Here is a 22,139-nt window from a genome sequence, read left to right on the forward strand (position 1 = left end):
GCAAAACGCTCGGCTGGGAAACCCCAGCCGAGCGCCTGCATAAACTGCTCGCGGCCTGATCAACACAACCACGTGTTGCAACGACCGCTAGAAACCGCCATCCCGGCCGGGCCCCACCGGAAGAGCGGCGGTCCGGCAGAGGGCCGGCAGCACACGCGGAGAGCCCGCACCACACGCAGAGGACCCGCACCACACGCAGAGAGCCCGCACCACACGCAGAGGACCCGCACCACACGCAAGCCCCCACGGCACACGCGAGGCCCCGCACACGCAAAGCCCCACCGCTCGGCGGAGATCCGCACCACACGCAAGATCCCGCACCACACGCAAGATCCCGCAGCACGCGCAGGGTCCCTCGGCACATGCAGAGCCCGACGGCAGCCGCAGGGCCCACCGCACGCGCCAAGGCCCCACCCCTCGGCGAGGTCCGCCACAAGATGGCCACGCGACACGGGTAAAACCGCACCACACGGCGGAAGTCCGCGCCACACCCGGCGGCCCACGCCTACGGACGACCGCACGGGCCCCGGCACCCAACGGGGCGCACCCGGCTGCCATGCAGGCGGACCGCCGCACGGGGCCCGCACCCCGCAGACAGGGCCGCACCGTGAAGCCGCGGCAGCGGCTCCCACCCCACGCTGACTCCCGCGCGTGGACCCACCCCACGCGGCGCCCCCGCACGGAAAGGCCCCGCCACGCGACCCCTCCCCGCACGCGCGGGCCCTCCGCCCGGCGGGCCCCCGTCCGGCGGAGCCCACATCCCGCGCGGGATACGCGCTCGGACCCCACCTCCACGCGGGCTCCCATACTCGTTGGGGCACCGCACCACACAGCAGAAACCCGCGCCACACCCGGCGGCCCAGCCGCACGGGGCCCCGCGCTCCACGGGCCGGGGTCCCGCCTGAAGTTCCCGGCGGCTCCCGCCTCACGCGGAGTGTGGGCCCGCCACGCGAAGCCCCCCGCCCCACGCGGGCCGGGGCGAAGCCCCCACCCCGCGCGGGCCGGGTCAATGAGTCAGCTGCTCACTCCCGCCAGGGCACCTGGGGTGCGCGGTGGTAGTTCACCCCCATCCAATCCCAGCGCGGCCCCTGCTGGGCGAGGCGTTCGCGGTAGCCGCCCCAGTCGTGGGTGGCGGCGGGCGACCAGCCCAGTTCGGCGATGCCGGGCAGCCGGGGGAAGGCCATGTACTCCAGTTGGGCGCTGGTGGAGAGGGTTTCCGTCCACAGGGGCGCCTCGACGCCGAGCACCGCCCGTTCGGGCACGCCCTCCAGGTAGCGGCCGGGGTCCCAGTCGTAGGAGCGCTGCGGGGAGACGTAGCCGGCCCAGGAGAGGCCCAGCGGAGTGTCCTTGTCGTACTTCATGTCGAGGTAGGCGCGGTCGGCGGGTGAGATCACCAGCCGGGTGCCGTTGCGGGCGGCGTCGGCCACCTGGGCGCGTTCCTCGGCGCCGGTGCGGTCGTAGCCCCAGTACTGGGCGATGGTGCCAGGGCGCGGTGCGGCGGCGATCTGGTGCCAGCCGATGACGGTCTTGCCGTACTTGGCGACGACGGGCTGGACGCGCTTCATGAAGGCGACGTAGTCCTCGTGGCTGGTGGAGTGCGCCTCGTCGCCGCCGATGTGGAGGTAGGGGCCGGGGGTGAGGGCGGCGAGTTCGCGGATGACGTCGTCGACGAAGTCGTAGGTCCGCTCCAGGGGTACGCACAGGGAGCTGAAGCCGACCTCGGTGCCGGTGTAGAGGGGTGGTGCCTTGCCGTCGCAGTTGAGTTCGGCGTACGAGGCGAGGGCGGCGTTGGTGTGGCCGGGCATGTCGATCTCGGGTACGACCGTCAGATGCCGGTCGGCGGCGTAGCGGACGATCTCGCGGTAGTCGGCCTTGGTGTAGTGGCCGCCGGGTCCGCCGCCGACCTGGGTGCTGCCGCCGTACTCGGTCAGCCAGGGCCAGGAGTCGATGGCGATGCGCCAGCCCTGGTCGTCGGAGAGGTGCAGATGCAGCGTGTTGATCTTGTAGAGGGCGAGCTGGTCGATGTAGCGCTTCACCGCGTCGACGGGGAAGAAGTGGCGTGAGACGTCCAGCATGGCGCCCCGGTAGGCGTACCGGGGCCGGTCGGTGAGGGTGCCGCCGGCGATGCGCCAGGGCCCGGGCTGCCGGGTGTCCGCCTCGATGGAGGCGGGCAGCAGTTGGCGGAGCGTCTGGACGCCGTGGAAGAGCCCGGCGGGTGCGCGGGCGCTGAGGACGGCGGTGCGAGGGGTGACCCGGAGCCGGTAGCCCTCGGGGCCGAGTCGTCCTTCGCCGCCGAGCCGCAGCTGGATGCCGTCGGCGCCGGGGCGGGTGGTGACGGGGAGGCGGTAGCCGGTGGCGGGCCGGAGCAGCCCGGCGAGTTGTTCGGCCACCTGCCGGGCTTGCCGAGCCTGCTGGGCCTGCCGGCCGAGGTGCCGGTCGGGGCGCTGTCCCGGCCGGGGGTGGGCGGCTGCGGGGCCGGTGCTGACCCGGATCACCGTGCGGGCGGTGATCGTGTAGGGCTTGCCGCCGGGCCGGACCGAGGCGGGGGCGGGTATGACCTCATCGAGCGGGCGGGGGGCGTCGGCCGCCGCGGTACCGGTGCCCGCGGCGGTGGCCGTGGCGGCGGGCAGGGCGGTGGCGGCCAGGAGTGAGGCGCACAGGATCAGGAGCGGTCTGCGTCGTCGTCCCATCAGCGATCCCTCCGAGATCCGAAAAGGATCTCTTCGAACGATTGTTCACCGAGGTGGCGCACTCGCATCGAAAGCCATGTTCACGACACTTCGCCATGGTGACGCCCCCGCCGACCCACGGGAAGACATCGGAGCGCCTCGCTTTCCGCCACGCCGTGCCCGCTATCGGGCAGATTTCTTGCGATCGTGCCGGGAAGGCCGCAGTATCGACGCGTGCTCGACGCTCCGACCCCGGTCCACGAGGACCTCATCGACCATCTGGTCCGCACCACGCCGCTCCAGCGCGGCGAGGCGGCCCGGGTGATCCTGGACGTCCTGTCGTACTTCGACGAGACCGCCCCCGAATTCGTCCGGCGCCGGCACCGTGAACTCCAGGCCAAGGGGCTGAACAACCCCGAGATCTTCGAACGCATCGAGGCCGAACTCCCGCACCGTGCCGTGGCACCGCCCCCGCTGTCCCTCAGACAGCTCCGCCGCATCGTCTACGGCTGACGAACCCGTCCGACGACACGGCCGGCGGCCGGCACCGACAGCGGTGACGCCACCACCACCATCGAGAACAGCACAGCAAGACAGCACCACGGAGAGGCAGGGCAACAGCAGTATGTGCGGAATTGTGGGATATATCGGTAAGCGTGACACCGCCCCTCTTCTCCTGGAGGGCCTCCAGCGGCTGGAGTACCGCGGCTACGACTCGGCGGGCATCGCCGTCCAGACCGGCACCGCGGCCAAACCGGGCGGCCTCAAGACGGCCAAGACCAAGGGCCGCGTCCGCGATCTGGAGGAGCGCATCCCCAAGCGTTTCTCCGGCACCGCCGGCATCGCCCACACCCGCTGGGCCACCCACGGCGTGCCCAACGACGTCAACGCGCACCCCCACCTCGACCCGGAGGAGAAGGTCGCCGTCGTCCACAACGGCATCATCGACAACGCCGCCGAGCTGCGCGCCAAGCTGACCGCCGACGGCGTCACCCTCGTCTCGGACACCGACACCGAGGTGCTGGCCCATCTGATCTCCCGTGCCCAGGCCGACACCCTGGAAGGCCGCGTCCAGGACGCGCTGCGCCAGGTCGAGGGCACCTACGGCATCGCCGTGCTGCACACCGACTTCCCCGACCGCATCGTGGTGGCCCGCAACGGCTCGCCCGTCGTGCTGGGCATCGGCGAGAACGAGATGTTCGTCGCCTCGGACGTGGCCGCGCTGGTCTCCCACACCCGCCAGGTCGTCACCCTGGACGACGGCGAGATGGCCACCATCAAGGCCGGTGACTACCGCACCTACACCACCGAGGGCTCCCACACCGCCTCCTCGCCCGAGACGGTCGAGTACGCCGCCGAGTCCTACGACCTGGGCGGCCACGACACCTACATGCACAAGGAGATCTCCGAGCAGGCGGACGCGGTGGACCGCGTGCTGGCCGGGCGCATCGACGACCGGTTCGCCACCGTGCACCTGGGCGGTCTCAACCTCGACCCGCGCGAGGCCCGCGCGGTGCGCCGGGTGAAGATCCTCGGCTGCGGGACCTCCTACCACGCGGGTCTCATCGGCGCCCAGATGATCGAGGAGCTGGCCCGCATCCCTGCCGACGCCGAGCCGGCCAGCGAGTTCCGGTACCGCAACGCCGTCGTCGACCCGGACACGCTCTACATCGCCGTCTCCCAGTCCGGTGAGACCTACGATGCGCTCGCCGCCGTCCAGGAGCTCAAGCGCAAGGGCGCCCGCGTCCTGGGCGTCATCAACGTGGTCGGCTCGGCCATCGCCCGTGAGGCCGACGGCGGCGTCTACGTGCACGCCGGGCCCGAGGTGTGCGTGGTCTCCACCAAGTGCTTCACCAACACCGTGGTCGCCTTCGCGCTGCTCGCCCTCCACCTGGGCCGCACCCGCGACCTGTCGGTCAAGGACGGCAAGCGGATCATCGACGGTCTGCGCCGGCTGCCGGACCAGATCACCGAGATCCTCAAGATGGAACCGGAGATCGAGAAGCTGGCCCGCAGCTACGCGGACGCCCGCTCGATGCTCTTCATCGGCCGGGTGCGCGGCTACCCGGTCGCGCTGGAGGCGTCCCTCAAGCTGAAGGAGGTCTCCTACATCCACGCCGAGGCGTACCCCGCCTCCGAGCTCAAGCACGGGCCGCTGGCGCTGATCGAGCCCGCGATGCCGACGGTCGCGATCGTGCCGGAGGACGACCTGCTGGAGAAGAACCGGGCGGCGATGGAGGAGATCAAGGCCCGCAGCGGCCGTATCCTCGCCGTCGCCCACCAGGAGCAGGAGAAGGCCGACCACACCATCGTCGTGCCGAAGAACGAGGACGAGCTGGACCCGATCCTCATGGGCATCCCGCTCCAGCTGCTGGCCTACCACACGGCGCTGGCGCTGGGCCGGGACATCGACAAGCCCCGCAACCTGGCGAAGTCCGTCACCGTGGAGTGACGACCGGCCGGGCCGCCCGCGTCGGGCGCGGCCACGGGAGAGGCCGGGGGGACGGAAATGGGCGGAATCCCGCGCGGGCCACCAACCGCGCGGGATTCCGCCTCCCCTGTGCCGGCGTCGCCCATTACGCCGGCGGTGGGCCGCCGAACGGGACCGTCACCTCCCGCCGACGGCGCGCTCATGAGCACGGACACCGGGTGTCGTGTTGTCTGTATGCCCGTCACAAGCTCACAACCCACCTCTACGGGCGGGTAGATTTGTCGATCCCGGAGTGAATACGCCGTGGAGCAACGGACGTTGGCACGCAACCCGCACCACCGTACGGGCCATGCACGGAAGTTCGACAATCGGGCGGCCCCAGAGCCCGAACGCCCTGCGGGAACAGGGGAACTGGCGTCCGCCCACCCAGCCGCTCAACGACCGGAGAGCACCCCTCGGCCGGCCGGCAGCCATGCACCGGAGAGCCCCCGCGGCCGGAAGGCGCCCCCGGCCGTGGAGCGCCCCTGCGCAAGGGGGCTGCCTCGTCTCGGGGCGTCTCAGGGCGCCTCAGGGCACGACGACGACCGGGCGCTGCGCCCGCCGGGCCAGGCGGCCGGCCACCGAGCCGAAGAGGCGCCCCACCAGACCGTGCGTGGAGCCGACCACGATGGCGTCGGCCGCGTACTCGCTGCCGACCTCCTCCAGTTCGTGGCAGATGTCGCCGCCCCGCTCGACCAGGATCCACGGGACCTCGGAGAGGTGGTCGGCACAGGCGAGTTCGAGGCCGAGGACCTCGGTCCGGTGGTCGGGTACGTCCACGAAGACAGGCGGTTCGCAGCCCGCCCACACGGTGGTCGGCAAGCGGTTGGCGACGTGGACGATGATCAGGCCGGAGCCGGTGCGGTGGGCCATGCCGATGGCGTAGGCCAGCGCACGCTCACTGGAGAGCGAGCCGTCGAAACCGACGACGACGCCGTGCTGGAAGGCGGGATCGCAGGAGTGGCGTGAGGCGTCCGCCGCTTCGGGGACCGCCGTCGAGTCGGCGATCTGCCTGCGGTCTACTGGGTCAGGGATCTCGTGTCCTGCCATGAGTTGTCTCGGCGAAGTGAGTCCTCTGTACAGAGGGACGACGGACGGCTTGCGCTCTCTCGATCTGCTCGGGGCCGGTGCGGCCTGTTCGACGAAGACTGCTCGACGAAGACTTGGAATCGTCTTCCCATGTCCCTTACCCACAGGGTACGGCCGCACTCCCCTCTTGCCCAGGTAAAGAAGGACGGCCGCCGGAGACGGTTGACCCCGGAGCATGCCTCAGCCCGGGCCGCAGCGCAATGCCGCGTTACGCCCCTTACGCGCCTCCTTGACGCGGCCGAAGCCGTTCATGGCCGGAAGAAGCGCCGGACCGTACGCTTCCGCGCGCCGTGCGCACCCCGTGTACCGCCCTGGTCACCGGCTGTGGGGCCCGGGCACACACAGTTGCGGTCGCACAGGGGGTCGACGAACGGCGGTCCGTGCGCGGGCTGACGCGATCGTTGCGTTGGCGCGAGACGAACCCTGGGGGCGCACACCGGCACACAAGGAGTCACAAAAGATCACGCGCCGTCCCGCGCTCCGCGCACCCGCTGGTGACCAGGCGCAGCATGCGCCTCTCCCACCCCTTCGCGCCCCCGATGTGCGCCCCTACGCGTGACCGGATCGCACATCCGCACCCCTAGTTTTCAGCCAACTTGGGAGGACGGCCCAACCCCCCGAGGGGGTTTCCCCAACCCCCCTGCCACCAGGGACGAAAGGAGCGCCGCGCGGGTGTGCACCCTACGTTGACGGGGCAGAGAGGGCATGCGTACTTCCCTGCGGAGCAGTTGAGTGAAACGCTTCGTGATCGAATGCTTCACGCCAAGTTGCCATGTCGACATAGCGCCGGATGCCGAACTTGCACCGCCCACCTCGTCCGACGCAGTAGATTCGATCTTGGCTTTCGCTGCGGGGGAGAGCGGGGGAGATCTGCATGGACCGAGAGGAACACAACGATTGAGGGGGGCTTAGTTCCAATGAGCCAGGACTCCACGAACGGCCCAGTTGAGACCCGCAAGCTGGCCGCGCGCCGCCGGCGCGAGATCGTGGCGGTGTTGCTCTTCAGCGGTGGTCCCATCTTCGAGAGTTCCATCCCGCTCTCCGTCTTCGGCATCGACCGCCAGGACGCAGGAGTTCCGCGCTACCGACTCCTGGTCTGCGCGGGCGAGGACGGGCCGCTGCGCACCACCGGCGGGCTCCAGTTGAGCGCGCCGTTCGGGCTGGAGGCGATCTCCCGCGCCGGAACGGTCGTCGTCCCGGCCTGGCGCTCCATCACCCAACCACCGCCCCAGGCGGCCCTGGACGCGCTGCGCCGCGCGCACGAGGAGGGGGCCCGGATCATCGGGCTGTGCACCGGCGCCTTCGTCCTGGCCGCGGCCGGACTGCTGGACGGCCGTCCGGCCACCACCCACTGGATGTACGCGCCGACGCTCGCCAAGCGGTACCCGGCCGTCCACGTCGATCCGCGCGAACTCTTCGTGGACGACGGGGACATCCTCACCTCGGCCGGCACCGCGGCGGGCATAGACCTGTGCCTGCACGTGGTGCGCACCGACCACGGGGCGGAGGCGGCCGGGGCACTGGCCCGGCGGCTGGTCATCCCGCCCCGCCGGGGCAGCGGCCAGGAGACCGGAGGCCACCCGCGCCACCTGGACCGCTCCTTACCAGAGGAGATCGGCGCCGACCCGCTCGCCGAGGTCGTCGCCTGGGCGCTGGAACACCTCCACGAGCAGTTCGACGTGGAGACGCTCGCCGCGCGCGCGTACATGAGCCGCCGCACGTTCGACCGGCGTTTCCGGTCCCTCACCGGGAGCGCCCCGTTGCAGTGGCTGATCACGCAGCGCGTGCTCCAGGCGCAGCGTCTGCTGGAGACGTCGGACTACTCGGTGGACGAGGTGGCGGGCCGCTGCGGCTTCCGCTCGCCCGTCGCGCTGCGCGGCCACTTCCGCCGCCAGCTCGGCGCCTCCCCGGCCGCCTACCGCGCCGCCTACCGGGCGCGGCGGCTGGACGGGGAGCAGGGCGGCGAGGGCGGCCCGGGTGCGCCGGGTCCCGGTGGGGAGGGCGAGGGTACTCCGCGCCTGCCGAACCAGGGCCCGCACGGGCAGCACCACCAGCCCGGGCACCACGGCCAGCACGGGCAGCCCCCGCCGCACGGGCAGCCCGGCCACCACGGTCAGCACGGCCAGCACTCGCACCAGCACCACCCGTACCCCTCCCCGCAGGGGCATCCGTCCCCGCAGGGGCAGCCGGGCCAGCCGCACGCCGGCCCGCCGGGGTACGGGCCGGGCCACGATCCGCAGGCCGAGCCGGGGGCGCCCGGCGGGGTCGGGGTGCCGTACCCGGCCCGGCCGGGGGTGCGCGAGTACCGGGCCACCCGGGAGACCCGCTCCGAGCAGGGGAAACCCGAGACGGACGGGTACGCGCCGCGGGTGCCGGGGCAGCGCGGCCGGGGGGCGGGCTGAGGCATGCGGGTCACGTAGTGTGAGGCGCATGAACGATCGCATGGTGTGGATCGACTGCGAGATGACCGGCCTCTCGCTGTCCGATGACGCGCTCATCGAGGTGGCCGCGCTGGTGACCGACTCGGAGCTGAACGTACTCGGCGACGGCGTGGACATCGTGATCCGCCCGCCCGCCTCCGCCCTGGAGGCCATGCCGGAGGTGGTGCGTGAGATGCACACCACCTCCGGCCTGCTGGCGGAGCTGGACGCCGGCACCACGCTGGCCGACGCGGAGGCCCGGGTGCTGGCGTACATCCGCGAGTGGGTCCCCGAGGCCGGCAAGGCGCCGCTGTGCGGCAACTCCGTGAGCACCGACCGCGGCTTCCTCGCGCGGGACATGCCGGCGCTGGAGGGCCACCTGCACTACCGCATCGTGGACGTCTCCTCGGTCAAGGAGCTGGCCCGCCGCTGGTACCCGCGCGCCTACTACAACAGCCCGGAGAAGAACGGGAACCACCGGGCGCTGGCCGACATCCGGGAGTCCATCGCCGAGCTGCGCTACTACCGCGAGGCGGTGTTCGTGCCCCAGCCCGGGCCCGACTCGGAGACGGCGAAGACGATCGCGGCCCGGCACGTGCTGCCCCCGGCGGGCTGAGTCCGGCGTCCGTACGCGGGGGCCGCGGGCGGGCACCCGGAAACCTGTGCGCGAGCACGGCCGGAAACCCTGTACACTCGTAGCGGCCGGTCAGGGAAGGATCTTCTCCCCGCACCGGACATGGTGGTCGTAGCTCAGTTGGTAGAGCACCTGGTTGTGGTCCAGGATGTCGCGGGTTCGAATCCCGTCGATCACCCTCCACGACGAAGGCCCGTGGCGGTGAACACACCGCCACGGGCCTTCGTCGTTCCTCCCCTCCTCCCCCGGCCGCCTTCCTCCGCGTTCCCTCCGCACAAAAACACCGTGTTCCCGGCCCCCGGTGCGGGAGGCGGGAACACAGTGCTGACGGGCGGGCAGGGTCGCGCCCTGCCGGTGCGAACCGCTCGGCTCAGTCGTCGTTCTGCATCGGGCCGAAGACGAAGATGACGGAGTGGTTGATGATCCGGTCGTCGTCGGAGACGGAGATCTTCTTCCACTCCTTCGAGATCGACTCGTGCACCCAGTTGTAGTGGTGCCCCTTCGGCCAGGCGGCGGCGGAACCCGCGCCGGCCCCGGCCAGGCCCAGGACGGCGAAGCCGACGGCGACGGAACGCGCGAGCGTACGCATACGCATGTGAACCTCCAAGGGTTGGTTGGACGGAGCAACACGATGGCCGACAAAGACCCGCTTTTCGGTACAACACGTAAACGCCGTCAGGAATGGAACCCGGACGGCTCAGCCTTCCGAGATTCGAACTAATATTCGGCTTGTGAGTGAGTGGCGCGACCGTGCGGGGCCCTGGGCCCGGGCCCGCATGCCGGACGGACAGGAGCTGGACGTCGTCGTCACCGGCCGCTCCCGCACCCCGGACGGGCACTGGTGGTACGAGTGCGAGGCGATCCTGCCCAGCCGATACCAGCACCCCGACGGACGCACCGAACCCGGCAGCGCCCCGACCGCCATCAGCGTCGCCGCCGAACACATCACCCCGCTCCCCGGCGAGGACTACACGGCGGTACCGACGGCCGGCGCGGTGGCGGGCCGCCAGTGGGTCGCCGTACGGGTGCGCGGCGCCGGGACGGAGGGGCCGTGGTGGTGCGTGCACCGCCGCGACTGCTGGCAGGCCCGGGACGGCTGGCTCACCCGTCGGGTCACCGCGCGGGAGGCGCTGCGGCTGCTCGCGGACACCGACGAGACCCGGGTGTGCGACGTGTGCCGCCCGGACCGCACACTCGGCCGGGCCGCAGGCTGACACCCGGCCCGGACGGGAGCGCGGCTCACCCCAGGCGCACCCCGTGCCGGGCGAGGTAGCGGACGGGGTCGATGTCGCTGCCGTAGCCGCGCCGGGCCCGCACCTCGAAGTGGAGGTGGGGGCCGGTGGTGCGGCCCGAGTTGCCGGAGCGGCCGATCCAGGTGCCCGCGCCCACCCGCTCCCCCACCGTCACGGAGCTTTGCGACAGATGCGCGAAGAGGGTGTACTTGCGGTCCCGCATCCGGATCGTCACCGCCCTGCCGTAGGCGCCGGACCACCCCGCGTAGACCACCGTCCCCGGGCCGACGGACCGCACCGGCGTGCCCATGGGGACGGCCAGGTCGATGCCGGTGTGATGGCCCGCCGCCCAGTTCCCCTTGATGCCGTACGGCTGCGAGATCCGCACGTTCCGCAGGGCGACCGGCCGCACCCAGCCCGCCCTCGCCACGGCGGACACGGACGCCGGCCGCGCCGGTACCCCGGCGACCCCATGGCCCTCCGCGGCTGCCGTCGCGGCCCGCTGCCCGGGGTGCCCGCCCGGCGCCGGGTGTGTGCCGGGCGCTTCCCGGCCGGCGGTGACCAGCAGGGCGACGGCCACGGGGAGGAGCACGGCGGCGGTCAGGGCGCCGCGCGGCCGGCCGTACCGGGTGCCGGATATCGGGCGGGCGCCGGGTTCCGTCCGGGTGCGGGCACGCGCACCCGTCGATGTGCTGTCGTCTGCTGGGTCACCGGTCGTCGGAGGGGCCATACCCGTGATGCAACGGTCACCGGCGTACCGCCCGCATCCGGAGCGCACCCCACGGGGTGAACCCCCTCCCCCGTCAGAAGGAGACGCGCTCCACCGGCTCGACGGGACGGGCGGGACGGTGTCGGCGCGACGGGGCGCGACGGCAGTGGGGGGTTGTGGGGGCCGTCGCGCCCCGCCGGCCGGGCTCCGGGGCCGGCGCGCCACTGGGTGGTCGCGCCGCTGGGTGGCTCAGCCGGTGAACGCCTCGGTGAACGCGTGCGGGTCCTGCCGGATGCTCGAACAGGCCGGGTCCGCCTGCTCCTTGGGGCCGCCCGGGCACGGTTTGTCGCGGGTGGCCGACCACATGGAGAGCCGGCCCAGTCCGTGTTCGTCGGCGAACGCCTTGACCTGCCGGGCGTCGGCGGGCTCGAACACCTCGCCCCCAACGTCGTTGACGCCGATCATCGGCGTGACGGCCAGCGCCTTCCACGCCGCCGCGTCACCGAGACCGAGCGCCGTGGCGACCTGCCGGTGGGCCGCGGTGGCGGCGCGGGTGGCGTACTCCCCCATGTCGCCTTGGTAGGAGGGCCCGTAATCCATGGCCATGACGTTGACGGTGGAGATCCGCACCCCGTCGGCCCGGGCGTTCTCCAGCAGCTTCACACCAGGCTCCGTCAACCCCTCGGGCAGCACCGGGAGGGTGTAGGAGACGTCCAGGTCCGGGTGGCTGCGCTGAAGGGCGGCGACGGCCTTCGCCCGCCGCTCGCCGGCCGCCGTGTCGGGGAGCGCGGCCCCCTCGATGTCCAGGTCGATCTTCTTGAGACCGAAGGTGTCCACGACCTTCCCGTAGGCGGCGGCGAGGGCGTCGGACGAGTCGCAGGCCAGGGCCAGTTCGGTACCGCTCGCACCGCCGAAGGAGACACGGACGTCGCCGCCCTCGTCCCGCAGCCGGGGGATCTGCCGGGCCACCGGGTTGTCCGTCAGCTCCTGCGTGCCTCCCCACCGGGGCTCGCACGCGCCGCCCGCGCTGGTGACGAAGCCCAGCTGGCACTCCTCGACGCCGGTCTCGCGCGCGTTGTCCAGCAGGTCGAAGGAGGGCCGGAGGGACGTGTCGACGTACGGGGCGAACGGGGTCCCGGCGGGCCGGCGGGCCGCCGCGGCCGGTTCCTCGCCCGCCGTCGCGTCGTCCGCCAACAGGAAGGCGCCGCCCGCCACGACGGCCGCCGCCGCGGTGCCCGTGAGCAGCCTGGCCCCGCGGCCGGTACGGCGGCGACGGTCCGCTGTCTGCGTCGTCCTGTTCATCGGCTGACTGCCTCGTCCGGTGGGGAACGGGAACGGGCAGCACGCTACCGACGGTGAATCCGGCGAATGCCGCGTTGCGGACTTACCGCCGAGCTCTTAGGGCTCCCTTAAGGCGGCCGAAAGGGCCACCTCAGACGGCGCCCCCGGTTCCCCCCGCGACGCCGGCCCCGCGCGGCGTCCCCGGGATTGCTCCGGTTGCCGCACAACCGGCGTCACCCCATCGGGTTGCGGGCGGGTGCCGGTCGGAAAGTCACAAGGAACGGGCCGCACCGCTGTGCGTGCATGGTGCGCAAGTTGTCTGTCTCCTGAAAGAAGAGCACCATGCTTCGTTCCGTGACCACGGCCGCCTTCGCCGCCGCCCTCGTCCTGGGCGGCGCCTCCGCCGCTTCCGCCGACGCCGGCGCCCAGGGCGGCGCCGCCAACTCGCCGGGGATCATCAGCGGCAACGTCATCCAGGTCCCGATCAACATCCCGGTCAACGCCTGCGGCAACTCGATCAACGTCATCGGCGCGCTGAACCCCGCCTTCGGCAACACCTGCGTCAACAAGTAACCGCCGACGCGAAGCGCCGCGCCACGCCGTCGGGTTCGGTCCCCACCGGGGCCGGACCCGGCGGCTTTTCCGTGCCCGTGTCCCGGCTCCGTTCCGGACCCGGCCGCTTTTCCGTACCCGGGCCCCCGCTCGATTCCGTGCGGTGCTGGACGGGCCTGCCGGCCGCCCCGCCCAGGCGGCACGCGGGGTCAGCCGCGCCGCGCGCGGGCCAGCAGGCGGCGGCTCAGCCGGTGGCGGGTCACCCGGCGCCGGCCGGGCTTCCCCGTGGTGCCGGGGCGCAGCGCCAGCCAGACGCGGACCTCGGTGCCGCCCAGCACGGAGCGGCCGATCCGTACGTCGCCGCCGGTGGACTCCGCGACCCGGCGCACGATGTCCAGCCCCAGCCCGGTGGAGCCGGGGCCGCCGTCCCCGTGGCCGCGGCGCAGCGCCGCCTCGGGGTCGGCGATGCCGGGCCCGGCGTCGGAGACCAGGACGATGACGGCCTCGCTGCCGGGCCCGCCGCTGTGCAGATCGACGGCGAAGGCGGTGCCCTCCGGGGTGTGGCGGAAGACGTTGCCGAGCATCGCGTCGACGGCTGCGGCCAGTTCGGTGCGAGCCACCGGTACCCGCACCGGCCGCTCGACGCCGGCCACCCGCGCCTCGCGGCCCTCGTCCTCGGCGAGGGCCGACCAGAAGGCCATCCGTTCCCTGATCACCTCGGCCGCGTCGGAGGCGGCCGGGGGCGCGGCACCGGACGTGCGGGCCTTCTGCTCGCGTGCCGTGCGGATGATGGTGTCCACCTCGTCCTCCAGCTGGGCGACGGCGGCCCGCGTCTGCTCGGCGGCGTCGCCCTCGCCGAGCGAGGCGGCGTTGAGCCGCAGGACGGTGAGCGGGGTGCGCAGCCGGTGGGAGAGGTCGGCCGCCATCTCCCGTTCGTTGGCGAGCAGTCCGACGACCTGGTCGGCCATGGCGTTGAACGCGGTCGCCGCCGAGCGCAGTTCCGTGGGCCCCTCCTCGGGGACGCGTACGTCGAGCCGGCCCTCGCCCAGATCGTGCGCGGCGCCGGCGAGGCGTTCGGCGGGCCGCACCATGCGGGTGCCGAGCCGGTCGGCGACGGCGACCGAGCCGACGATCAGGGCGAGGCCGACCCCGGCGAGGATCATCCAGGAGGTGGCGACACCGTGGGTGACGTTCGCGTCGGGGACGAAGACCTCCACGACGGCCGTGCCGCCGGCCACCGCGGTGGGCCGCAGCAGCGCATAGCCGCCGGGCACCTCGACGGTGGTGGCCCGGCCGTGCCGGCGCGCCGCCGCCAGCCGCTCGCGGGGGGCCCTGCTCTCACCGACCCGCAGCGGGCCGCGCCCCGCCGCCCGCGCGCTCCCGTCGCCGCGCGAGGTGCCGGACGGTTCCCCGCCGTCGGTGCCGCCCGCCGCGGCGGGGGCCGCCGGTACGTGGACGGCGATGCGTCCCTCGGCGCCGGCCTGGGTGATGGCGACGGCGCGCTGGAGTTCGCGGCGGTCGCGGGTGATGGCCAGTGCGGGCCCGATGGCGGACGCCTGTCGTTCGGCGTCGGCGAACGCCCTGTCGCGCGCGGTCTCCCGCACCACGAGGGCCAGCGGAACGGCGAAGGCCACCACCACCATCGCCGTCACGGCGAGGCAGACCTTCACCAGTGCCCATCTCACGCAGGGCCGCCCTCGGCCGGCGGCGGCTCCAGTTTGACGCCGACGCCGCGCAGGGTGTGCAGATAGCGCGGGTTGGCGGCCGTCTCCCCCAACTTGCGGCGCAGCCAGGACAGATGGACGTCGATGGTCTGGTCGTCGCCGTAACTGAGCTGCCACACCTGCGACAGCAGCTCCTTGCGGGCGACGACGACGCCGGGGCGGCGGGCCAGGAACGCCAGCAGGTCGAACTCGCGGCGCGTCAGCTCCAGCACGGTGCCGTCCAGTTCGGCCACCCGGCGCAGCGGGTCGATGGCGAGTCCGCCCACCCGGATCACACCGTCGCCGGCCTCCTCCGCGCCGTTGCCGCCGGCGCGGGTGCGGCGCAGCACGGCCGCCATCCGCGCCTGGAGGTGCGGGACCGAGAAGGGTTTGACCAGGTAGTCGTCGGCGCCCGCGTTCAACAGCCGGACGATCTCGGCCTCGTCGTCCCGGGCGGTGGCGATGATGACCGGCACGTCGGTGAGGCCGCGCAGCATCTTGAGCGCCTCGGCGCCGTCGAGGTCGGGCAGCCCCAGATCGAGGATGACGACGTCGAAGCCGACCTGCGCGACCTCGCGCAGGGCCTCCAGCGCCGTCCCCACGCTGCGGACGGTGTGGGCGGCTTCGGTGAGGTGCCGGATGAGGGCGGAGCGTACGAACTGGTCGTCCTCGACCACGAGCACACGTGCCATGGGCGGAACCGTACGACATCCCGGCGGGCTCTAGGGTGACGGGGATGCAGCGCCCCAGACGACTGACCACCCCGCGCGGAACGCACGCCGTCGCGTGGACGCTGGCCACCGGTGCCGCCACCACGCTCTCCTGGTTCGGCGTGCACTCGGTCCTGGACGACACCTCCTACGATCCGCCGCGCTCGCTGCCGGTCTCCCGTCCGCCCGCCGCGGCACCGGCCCCGCCCCAGGCGTCCTCCACCCGCCGCGCCTCGCCGTCCCCCCGCACCACGAAGCCTGCGCCCTCCCGTACGGCGGCCCGTCCGCCCGAGCGGTCGCCGGAACGGAGCACCCGGCCCGCCCCGCCGCCGCGCCGCCCCGCCTCGGGGCAGCCGGCCGGACAGGTGCGGGGCGCGACCGTGCCGGGCGGCCGGGCGGTCTTCGAGATCGGCGCCCGTTCCGCGACGCTGGTCTCGGCCACCCCCGAGACGGGCTGGGAGATGAAGGTCTGGCACGCACAGGGGTACATCCGGGTCACCTTCAGCAACGGCGCGGCCTCCTCGTCGGTCTTCTGCCGCTGGGACGACACCGCACCGCGCATCGAGACGTTCGACGGCTGAACCGCACGGCACGGACCGCGAGGGCGTTCCCGTCGGACGGCGAGGGTCCGCTTCCCGACGCCGTGCGCCCGCCCCCGGACCGTTCCCGGACCGCCGGGGCCGCCGCCGCACGCGGTCCCGTCAGCCGAACGTTCCCGGGGGCGGCTCGGGCGACGCCCGCGCCGTCACATCGGTGACCGGTTTCGCCCCACCGGTGAACGCCTCCAGCGACCGGCCCGCCTCCACCTTGCCGGGGTGCGGGTCGCCCGCCGTCCGCCGGGTCAGATCGGCGACCGGCAGCGTGCGGTCGGCCGCCAGCAGCACGCTGTTGCCGAACCTGCGCCCGCGCAGCACGGCCGGGTCGGACAGCAGGCAGCGCTCCTGGAAGACGGCGGCGGCCGTGGCCACCTGGGACCGCAGATGGGTGAGCGGCCCGCCGTCCGCGACGTTCACCGCGTACCAGCCGGCGGGACGCAGCACGCGGCGCACCTCGGCCAGGAACTCGACGCTGGTCAGATGGGCCGGGGTGCGGGCTCCGCTGAAGACGTCGGCGATGACGATGTCCGCCCACTGGGCGGGCATCCGGGCCAGTCCGGCGCGCGCGTCGCCGCCGCGCACCCGGATCCGCCACTCCTTGTGCAACGGCAGGTGGGCGCGGACCAGTTGGGTCAGCGCGGTGTCCGCCTCGACGACCTGCTGGGTGGAGCGCGGGCGGGTCGCGGCCACGTAGCGGGCCATGGTCAGGGCGCCGCCGCCGAGGTGGACGGCGTGCACGGGCCGGCCGGGCGGTGCCAGCAGATCCACCGCGTGGCCGAGCCGCCGCTGGTACTCGAATTCCAGATGGGTGGGGTCGTCCAGGTCCACGTGCGATTGCGGGGCGTCCCCGAGCAGCAGGGCCCACGCTTCGGACCGGTCCGGGTCCGGCACCAATGAGGCGATTCCGCCGCCGACTTCCGCGACGACTGCTTCCCGTCCCCGCCGCCTGTTGCCCCGCGTCATGTCTCCAGTATCCGCCGGGCCGTCCCCGGATTTTTTCCGGGGGTCGCTATTCCGGCGCGGCGGTGGCGATCAATTCCCGGTTCCGGACCGGTGCGGCATCACCCACTCGGGTGATTCCCCCCGCTCTCGCCGCACGTCAGAAGAAACGATTCACCTGTTACAGGGGACGGATCCGGCACTCCCGCACCGGCACCATAAATACGATATTGATAACGCGGAATTCTTGCTTCCCCCATTCGCCGGCTCGATCCTCTTTCATGTCACCCGGAAATCGGGTGAACGGCCACGTGGGCCGCGCCGACAACAGAAACGGGAAAAGAATGAAGCTGCGGAATTCCCTGACAGGGCTCGGCATGAGCGCGGTACTCGCCCTCGGAATCGGCGGAGCGGTGGCCCCGGCTGCCCACGCGGCGGTCGGCGCCACCGGCGCCGCGACCGTCCAGGCGCCCGCGGACCACGCCGACTACACGAGCAAGGACCCGCGCACCGGCCGGGTCGACAAGGGCCGCGCCGAGTCCGCCGGCCGCGCCGGCCAGGGGGCACCGCCGGCCCGCGCCACGCTCAGCTGCCACAGCCCGCAGCTCTCCGGCCGGGTCTTCGCGGTCACCTGCTCCGGCCAGGCCTACCGGGTCTTCGTGGACTGCTCGAACCGGGTGCGGTACGTGACCCCGGTCCTCTCGGGGACCAGGCGGGTCGCCGTCGTCTGCCCGGCCGGCACCACCGCGATCGGGGGCGGCGCCTTCGGCCGCTGACCGCACCACCGCAGAGGGCCCCGCGACGGGCCGCCCTTACGACAACACGGAGCCGCCGGCCGGGTCAGACCCGGCTGGCGGCTTCGATCGTGCGGGCGGCCTCGCCGAGGGCGGCCCGCAGTTCGGCCGGCTCGGTGGCGTGGGCGTACGCCCCCTCGGGCGGCACCAGCCAGCCCGTGCCCGCCACGGGCGGCTCGCCGGGGGCGCTGCGCGTCCCCTGGCCGTGGGTCTGGGTGCAGGCACTGCCGGGCAGGTCCCAGCGCTCCGCCGTGCCCGGCGGCACCAGGAACCCGAGGGTGTCGCCGGAGCGGTCGTGCAGCACGGGACCCACGCCGTCCCGCAGCCGGAGGATGTCCGCCGCCTCCAGTCCGTGTCGTGCGGGCACGGTCACCAGGTCGCAGGAGCCCGGCCCGCACGGCCCCGGGCCGGACGCCGGTGCGGCGGGAGCGCCGTCGGTGCCGCCGCCTACGCCACTGTCCAACAACTCAGACCCCTCCTCGCGGTCGCTGTACTCGGTCCAACGGCTGTCATCGTCAACGGCTACGGCGGCGAACCGGCGCATTGGATGGCACTTCATGGCAGAAGCGGGGTGAGATATCCCGTTTGTAGCCAAACTCTGGGTACCGGGCCCGTCACAGCCGGTACGTTTCCGCCATGGCGTCGTCACCCTCAACGTCACCCCGGCCGCAGCACACACCCAACACCGCGTTCAGGGCACTGAGAGGGCATCTGTCCCCCGGGGAGTTCGCGGCGAACGTGCGCCGCTCGGCGCGTGAGATCGGCGAGCAGGTCTCGTGCGACGCGCGGTATATCGGCCGCGTCGAGGCGGGCGAGATCAGATGCCCCAACTATGCCTACGAGCGGGTGTTCCTGCACATGTTCCCCGGCTATTCGCTGACGGACATGGGCTTCGCACCCCGGGAAACCGTACGCGGTCGCGCGGCGCGCACTCGGGGGGCGCGAATGGAAAACGATGCGCCCCCACCCACCACAAAACGCCGGGGAAAAACCCCGCTCACACCACTCCCCCCACTCACCGACCACCCTGACAGCCCCGGTCTCATCGCATTCCCCGACTGTCACGAGTACGACGAGGAGAGCGACGTGCTACGTCGCGCTTTCATGACGGGCGGGCCCGCCGCCCTCGCCGCCGCCTCCGTCGGCGGCGCCACCCCCACCGCCCGGGCAGCCGGCCGCCCCGCACCCGCCACCGGACGGCTGCGCGCCGGGAGTTCCGACGCCGACGCCGTCGAACAGGCCGTGCGGCACATCAGACTGCTCGACGACCGGCACGGCGGCGCCCTGCTCTACCACCGCGCCGCCGCCTCCCTGCGCGCCGCCTACGAACTGCTCGACGCCGGCACCAGCCGGCAGACCGTCGCCGACCGGCTGCACGCCGGCGCCGGCGAACTGGCCATCTCCGTCGGCTGGCTGGCCCACGACTCCGGCCGCTACGACGACGCGCGCTCCCACTACGCCGAAGCACTGGCCACCGCCCGTGTCGCCGCCGACCCGGCCCTGGAGGCGCACGCCTTCTGCAACACCTCCTTCCTCGCCCGGGACGCCGGCCGCCCCCGTGAAGCCGTCCGCGCCGCACAGGCCGGCCAGCTCGCCGCCCGGCACCTCGGCTCCCCGCACCTGATGTCACTGCTGGCGCTGCGCGAGGCGGGCGGCTGGGCGGGCCTCGGCGACCGTACGGGCTGCAAACAGGCGCTCGCACGGGCCCACCGGCTCTTCGCCCGGGGCAGCACCGCGCAGGACCCGGAATGGATGAGCTTCTTCGGCGAGGCCGAACTGGAGGGCCTCGAAGCACAGTGCTGGTCGGCGCTGCGCGACTGGAAGCGCGCAGCGCACCACGCCGAGCGCGCCGTACAGCTGCAAAAGCCGCACTTCACCCGGAACCAGGCGCTGTTCACCGCGGAGCTGGCCGGTGACCTGGCCGCACAGGGCGAGGCCGCCGGGGCCGCCGAGGCAGCGGCGCGGGCACTGGACTTCCTCGGCCCCGTACGGTCCGGCCGGATCAACACCATGCTCCGCACGGCCGCCGGACGGCTGCGGCCCTTCCGCAGGGAACCCGCCGTCGCCTCGTTCCTCTCCCGCCAGGCGGCCACGGCCTGACCCGGGGTGCCCGCCCCTGCGGACCGGGTCAGTCCAGGTGACCGGTGTCGTTCCAGCGTTCGATCGCGGGGGCGCCGTACGCCCAGCCGAGGACGGAGAGGGAGGCGGGCTCCAGCTTCAGACGGGCGGCGAAGGACGGGTCGTACCCCAGCCAGCGGGCGCCCAGGACGCGCAGGATGTGACCGTGCGCGAAGACCAGGACGTCGCTGTCGGCCCCGCGGGCCCACTCGACCACCTCGTCGGCCCGCGCACCCACCTCGGCGAGGCTCTCGCCGCCGGTGACCCCGTCCCGCCAGATGAACCAGTCGTCCCCGGCCCGCTCCCGGATCTGCTCGGGCGTGAGGCCCTCGTAGTCGCCGTAGTCCCACTCCATGAGCGCGTCCCACGACTTGGCGTCCGGGAAGCCCGCCAGCTCGCAGGTCTCCCGCGCCCGGGACAGCGGGCTGGTGCGCACCTGGACCCCGGGCAGCCCGTTCCAGGGGGCGCGGTGCAGCCGCTCACCCAGCAGTTTCGCCATGCGGCGGCCCTCGTCGAGCAGCGGGAGATCCGTCCTGCCGGTGTGCTGCCCAGTCATCGACCACTCGGTCTGACCGTGCCGGACGAGGAGGATGCGCGCTGCCATGAGGACCTCTCGGACGTGACGTCTTGGTGCTCCGGTGTGTCCGGAAACCGCTCCTTCCATCTTCGCGCAGCCGCACGCGGAACCACCTGGCGGGGCGTGCCGGACCGGCGGCGGGCGCCTCCCGGCGCGACGGAGCGGTACCGGCACGGGTGCGTTGTCAGCGGAGGATGCGAGACTTCGGCGGGTACCGCACCCTGCCCCGAGGCCACAGCCGATGACACGCTCCTCGCCACCGAAGCAGTCCCCGCCGGCCCCCCGGCACGTCACGCCGCAGCGGCTCGCCGAGCTGCGCGGCGGACCCGAGGTGCCGCAGCGGCCCCTCGACGCCCGCGCGCTGGCCGCGCTCGCCGCCAACCCCGGCTGCCGGCGCCGTGCGCTGCTGGACGGTGCCGGGGTGGACAAACAGGCGGTGGCGACAGCGCTGGGCGCCCCGGCGCCGTTCGGCCAGTCGCAGTTCGCCCTCGTGCGCGGCAACGCGTTCGAGACGCGGGTGAAGGCGGACGGCGGTGAGGTGGTGCTCGCACTGCTGTGCGCCCAGGTGGGCGAGGCACCTCCGGAGCCCGGCGAGGTGACCGTCCCCGACGTGACCGCCGACGGCCCGGCCGGGCGCGCCGAGCGCACCCGGCAGGCACTGGCCGGGGCGGACGGCGGCTGGATGCTGCTGGACCACCCCCTGCTGGCCCTGGAGGTGGCCGGCTCCACCGCCTACCTGGAACCGGACCTCCTCGCCGTCCACCCGGACGGCTCGGTCAGCATCGTCGAGATCAAGTCGTTCCCGATCCTGGACGGTACGGCCGACCCGGTGAAGGCCGGGGCGGCGGCACGGCAGGCGGCGGTCTACGCGCTGGCGCTGGAGGACATCCGCACGGTGCGGGAGAACGCCCTGCTGGTGTGCCCGAAGGACTTCTCGAACCAGCCGACCGCCGGACTGCTGCCGCTGCGCAAGCAGGTGGCCGCCACCCGCCGCCAGCTGCACCGGCTCACCCGCCTCGACGAGATCGCCGCCGGACTGCCCGAGGGCGCGCACTTCGCACCCGGGCAGGACCCCGGCGCCCTGCTGACCGCCGTGGAGGCGCTGCCCGCCGCGTACGCGCCGGAGTGCCTGTCCACGTGCGAGCTGGCCTTCCACTGCCGGGCGCGGGCCCGGCAGACGGGCGCGGTGGTCGCGCTGGGCCGCTCGGTGCGGGGCGAGCTGGGCGGCCTGGAGACGGTGCACGACGTGCTGTCGGCCGCCTCCGGCGACCCGGAGGCCCCGGCCGCGGCCGACCCGGCGGCGGAAATGCTGCGCCGCGCGGCGTCCCTGCGCGCGGAGGCCCTCGCGGCAGCCGGCGGGGAGGCCGCCGCCACGGGGATCCCGGCCCGGGCCGGGACGTGGGCGAGCGGGGCGGGCCCGTCCGGGGCGGAGGTGTCGGCGGGTGGGGCGGCCCCGGCCGGCGCGGAGGCTCCAGCAGGTGCGGAGGACCCGGCCCCGGTCGCTTCCGCTCCCGAAGACCTGGCGCAGGCCGCTCCCGCTCCGGAAGACCTGGCACAGGCGGCTCCCGCTCCAGGTGACCCGGCTCAGGCTGCTCACGCCGGGGACCCGACGGAAGCCCACGCCGCGCACCCGGCGCGGCCCGCCC

The 22,139-nt window shown here is 73.4% G+C and carries 19 protein-coding genes, 1 tRNA gene and 1 pseudogene; 11 read left to right on the forward strand and 10 right to left on the reverse strand.

Annotated elements, in window-relative coordinates:
* Positions 1–1,022: 1,022 nt before the first annotated feature.
* Positions 1,023–2,690, reverse strand: coding sequence for a beta-N-acetylhexosaminidase (locus IO40_RS0119895; protein WP_031175848.1), 1,668 nt, complete (start codon positions 2,688–2,690; stop codon positions 1,023–1,025).
* Positions 2,691–2,903: 213 nt separating this feature from the next.
* Here IO40_RS0119895 and IO40_RS0119900 point away from each other — a divergent pair, with 213 nt between their 5' ends.
* Both IO40_RS0119900 and glmS read left to right on the forward strand, forming a co-directional pair.
* Positions 2,904–3,182, forward strand: coding sequence for a hypothetical protein (locus IO40_RS0119900; protein WP_016469112.1), 279 nt, complete (start codon positions 2,904–2,906; stop codon positions 3,180–3,182).
* A 112-nt stretch (positions 3,183–3,294) separates the two neighbouring features.
* The gene (gene glmS / locus IO40_RS0119905; RefSeq protein WP_016469113.1) at positions 3,295–5,121 is read left to right on the forward strand and encodes a glutamine--fructose-6-phosphate transaminase (isomerizing); all 1,827 of its coding nucleotides are present in this window, start codon (positions 3,295–3,297) and stop codon (positions 5,119–5,121) included.
* Positions 5,122–5,667: 546 nt separating this feature from the next.
* Here the strand turns inward: glmS and IO40_RS0119910 are convergent.
* On the reverse strand, positions 5,668–6,189 hold the full coding sequence (locus IO40_RS0119910) for a universal stress protein (protein ID WP_016469114.1): 522 nt from the start codon (positions 6,187–6,189) through the stop codon (positions 5,668–5,670).
* 956 nt (positions 6,190–7,145) lie between these two features.
* Between IO40_RS0119910 and IO40_RS0119915 the strand changes: the two genes are divergently transcribed.
* The 3 genes from IO40_RS0119915 (at position 7,146) to IO40_RS0119925 (ending at position 9,461) form a co-directional block, all read left to right on the forward strand.
* Positions 7,146–8,630 (forward strand): GlxA family transcriptional regulator, encoded by a 1,485-nt coding sequence (locus tag IO40_RS0119915; protein WP_031175849.1) that lies wholly within the window; start codon positions 7,146–7,148, stop codon positions 8,628–8,630.
* Between the two features lie 28 nt (positions 8,631–8,658).
* Positions 8,659–9,264, forward strand: coding sequence for an oligoribonuclease (gene orn, locus IO40_RS0119920; RefSeq protein ID WP_016469116.1), 606 nt, complete (start codon positions 8,659–8,661; stop codon positions 9,262–9,264).
* A 122-nt stretch (positions 9,265–9,386) separates the two neighbouring features.
* A tRNA-His gene (locus IO40_RS0119925) sits at positions 9,387–9,461 on the forward strand.
* Positions 9,462–9,652: 191 nt separating this feature from the next.
* Here IO40_RS0119925 and IO40_RS0119930 read toward each other — a convergent pair.
* On the reverse strand, positions 9,653–9,877 hold the full coding sequence (locus IO40_RS0119930; RefSeq protein WP_016469117.1) for a hypothetical protein: 225 nt from the start codon (positions 9,875–9,877) through the stop codon (positions 9,653–9,655).
* A 136-nt stretch (positions 9,878–10,013) separates the two neighbouring features.
* Here IO40_RS0119930 and IO40_RS0119935 point away from each other — a divergent pair, with 136 nt between their 5' ends.
* The gene (locus tag IO40_RS0119935) at positions 10,014–10,496 is read left to right on the forward strand and encodes a DUF6233 domain-containing protein (protein ID WP_031175850.1); all 483 of its coding nucleotides are present in this window, start codon (positions 10,014–10,016) and stop codon (positions 10,494–10,496) included.
* Positions 10,497–10,521: 25 nt separating this feature from the next.
* On the opposite strand, the gene IO40_RS0119940 is transcribed toward IO40_RS0119935, so the two are convergent.
* On the reverse strand, positions 10,522–11,244 hold the full coding sequence (locus IO40_RS0119940; RefSeq protein WP_078659823.1) for a M23 family metallopeptidase: 723 nt from the start codon (positions 11,242–11,244) through the stop codon (positions 10,522–10,524).
* Positions 11,245–11,472: 228 nt separating this feature from the next.
* On the reverse strand, positions 11,473–12,525 hold the full coding sequence (locus tag IO40_RS0119945; protein ID WP_016469120.1) for a chitinase: 1,053 nt from the start codon (positions 12,523–12,525) through the stop codon (positions 11,473–11,475).
* 321 nt (positions 12,526–12,846) lie between these two features.
* On the opposite strand from IO40_RS0119945, the gene IO40_RS0119955 reads away from it, so the two are divergent.
* Positions 12,847–13,077: a chaplin gene (locus tag IO40_RS0119955; RefSeq protein WP_016469121.1), complete on the forward strand. Its 231-nt coding sequence runs from the start codon at positions 12,847–12,849 to the stop codon at positions 13,075–13,077.
* A gap of 188 nt (positions 13,078–13,265) precedes the next feature.
* Here IO40_RS0119955 and IO40_RS0119960 read toward each other — a convergent pair whose 3' ends face one another.
* Both IO40_RS0119960 and IO40_RS0119965 read right to left on the reverse strand, forming a co-directional pair.
* The gene (locus IO40_RS0119960) at positions 13,266–14,741 is read right to left on the reverse strand and encodes a sensor histidine kinase (protein ID WP_016469122.1); all 1,476 of its coding nucleotides are present in this window, start codon (positions 14,739–14,741) and stop codon (positions 13,266–13,268) included.
* Positions 14,738–15,451, reverse strand: coding sequence for a response regulator transcription factor (locus IO40_RS0119965; RefSeq protein ID WP_016469123.1), 714 nt, complete (start codon positions 15,449–15,451; stop codon positions 14,738–14,740). The genes IO40_RS0119960 and IO40_RS0119965 overlap by 4 nt, the downstream gene beginning before the upstream one ends.
* Positions 15,452–15,495: 44 nt before the next feature.
* On the opposite strand from IO40_RS0119965, the gene IO40_RS0119970 reads away from it, so the two are divergent.
* Entirely contained in the window at positions 15,496–16,050 is a 555-nt protein-coding gene (locus IO40_RS0119970) for a hypothetical protein (protein WP_031031092.1), read from the forward strand.
* A 120-nt stretch (positions 16,051–16,170) separates the two neighbouring features.
* On the opposite strand, the gene IO40_RS0119975 is transcribed toward IO40_RS0119970, so the two are convergent.
* On the reverse strand, positions 16,171–17,028 hold the full coding sequence (locus tag IO40_RS0119975; RefSeq protein ID WP_016469125.1) for a spermidine synthase: 858 nt from the start codon (positions 17,026–17,028) through the stop codon (positions 16,171–16,173).
* A gap of 353 nt (positions 17,029–17,381) precedes the next feature.
* Here IO40_RS0119975 and IO40_RS0119980 point away from each other — a divergent pair, with 353 nt between their 5' ends.
* A complete protein-coding gene (locus IO40_RS0119980) occupies positions 17,382–17,780 on the forward strand; it encodes a hypothetical protein (RefSeq protein WP_106963629.1) in 399 nt (132 codons plus the stop codon).
* A gap of 64 nt (positions 17,781–17,844) precedes the next feature.
* On the opposite strand, the gene IO40_RS33800 is transcribed toward IO40_RS0119980, so the two are convergent.
* Positions 17,845–18,264, reverse strand: a complete 420-nt coding sequence (locus IO40_RS33800; RefSeq protein WP_374117481.1) for a hypothetical protein — start codon at positions 18,262–18,264, stop codon at positions 17,845–17,847.
* A 170-nt stretch (positions 18,265–18,434) separates the two neighbouring features.
* Between IO40_RS33800 and IO40_RS0119990 the strand changes: the two genes are divergently transcribed.
* Positions 18,435–19,898, forward strand: a complete 1,464-nt coding sequence (locus IO40_RS0119990) for an NsdA family TPR-like regulatory protein (protein WP_030407249.1) — start codon at positions 18,435–18,437, stop codon at positions 19,896–19,898.
* A 28-nt stretch (positions 19,899–19,926) separates the two neighbouring features.
* Here IO40_RS0119990 and IO40_RS0119995 read toward each other — a convergent pair whose 3' ends face one another.
* Entirely contained in the window at positions 19,927–20,520 is a 594-nt protein-coding gene (locus IO40_RS0119995) for a histidine phosphatase family protein (protein ID WP_016469129.1), read from the reverse strand.
* 214 nt (positions 20,521–20,734) lie between these two features.
* Here IO40_RS0119995 and IO40_RS34915 point away from each other — a divergent pair.
* Positions 20,735–21,838: pseudogene (locus IO40_RS34915) on the forward strand (hypothetical protein); the annotation flags it as partial.
* Between the last annotated feature and the right edge of the window lie 301 nt (positions 21,839–22,139).

The organism is Streptomyces albus subsp. albus (assembly GCF_000725885.1).
Classification (GTDB): Bacteria; Actinomycetota; Actinomycetes; order Streptomycetales; family Streptomycetaceae; genus Streptomyces; species Streptomyces albus.

Bases quoted from the DNA above. Each gene is read 5' to 3' on its own strand.
- IO40_RS0119895 (WP_031175848.1), bottom strand. From the start codon at position 2,690: ATGGGACGACGACGCAGACCGCTCCTGATCCTGTGCGCCTCACTCCTG.
- glmS (WP_016469113.1), top strand. From the start codon at position 3,295: ATGTGCGGAATTGTGGGATATATCGGTAAGCGTGACACCGCCCCTCTT.
- IO40_RS0119910 (WP_016469114.1), bottom strand. From the start codon at position 6,189: ATGGCAGGACACGAGATCCCTGACCCAGTAGACCGCAGGCAGATCGCC.
- IO40_RS0119915 (WP_031175849.1), top strand. From the start codon at position 7,146: ATGAGCCAGGACTCCACGAACGGCCCAGTTGAGACCCGCAAGCTGGCC.
- orn (WP_016469116.1), top strand. From the start codon at position 8,659: ATGAACGATCGCATGGTGTGGATCGACTGCGAGATGACCGGCCTCTCG.
- IO40_RS0119930 (WP_016469117.1), bottom strand. From the start codon at position 9,877: ATGCGTATGCGTACGCTCGCGCGTTCCGTCGCCGTCGGCTTCGCCGTC.
- IO40_RS0119940 (WP_078659823.1), bottom strand. From the start codon at position 11,244: ATGGCCCCTCCGACGACCGGTGACCCAGCAGACGACAGCACATCGACG.
- IO40_RS0119945 (WP_016469120.1), bottom strand. From the start codon at position 12,525: ATGAACAGGACGACGCAGACAGCGGACCGTCGCCGCCGTACCGGCCGC.
- IO40_RS0119955 (WP_016469121.1), top strand. From the start codon at position 12,847: ATGCTTCGTTCCGTGACCACGGCCGCCTTCGCCGCCGCCCTCGTCCTG.
- IO40_RS0119965 (WP_016469123.1), bottom strand. From the start codon at position 15,451: ATGGCACGTGTGCTCGTGGTCGAGGACGACCAGTTCGTACGCTCCGCC.
- IO40_RS0119970 (WP_031031092.1), top strand. From the start codon at position 15,496: ATGCAGCGCCCCAGACGACTGACCACCCCGCGCGGAACGCACGCCGTC.
- IO40_RS0119975 (WP_016469125.1), bottom strand. From the start codon at position 17,028: ATGACGCGGGGCAACAGGCGGCGGGGACGGGAAGCAGTCGTCGCGGAA.
- IO40_RS0119980 (WP_106963629.1), top strand. From the start codon at position 17,382: ATGAGCGCGGTACTCGCCCTCGGAATCGGCGGAGCGGTGGCCCCGGCT.
- IO40_RS0119990 (WP_030407249.1), top strand. From the start codon at position 18,435: ATGGCGTCGTCACCCTCAACGTCACCCCGGCCGCAGCACACACCCAAC.
- IO40_RS0119995 (WP_016469129.1), bottom strand. From the start codon at position 20,520: ATGGCAGCGCGCATCCTCCTCGTCCGGCACGGTCAGACCGAGTGGTCG.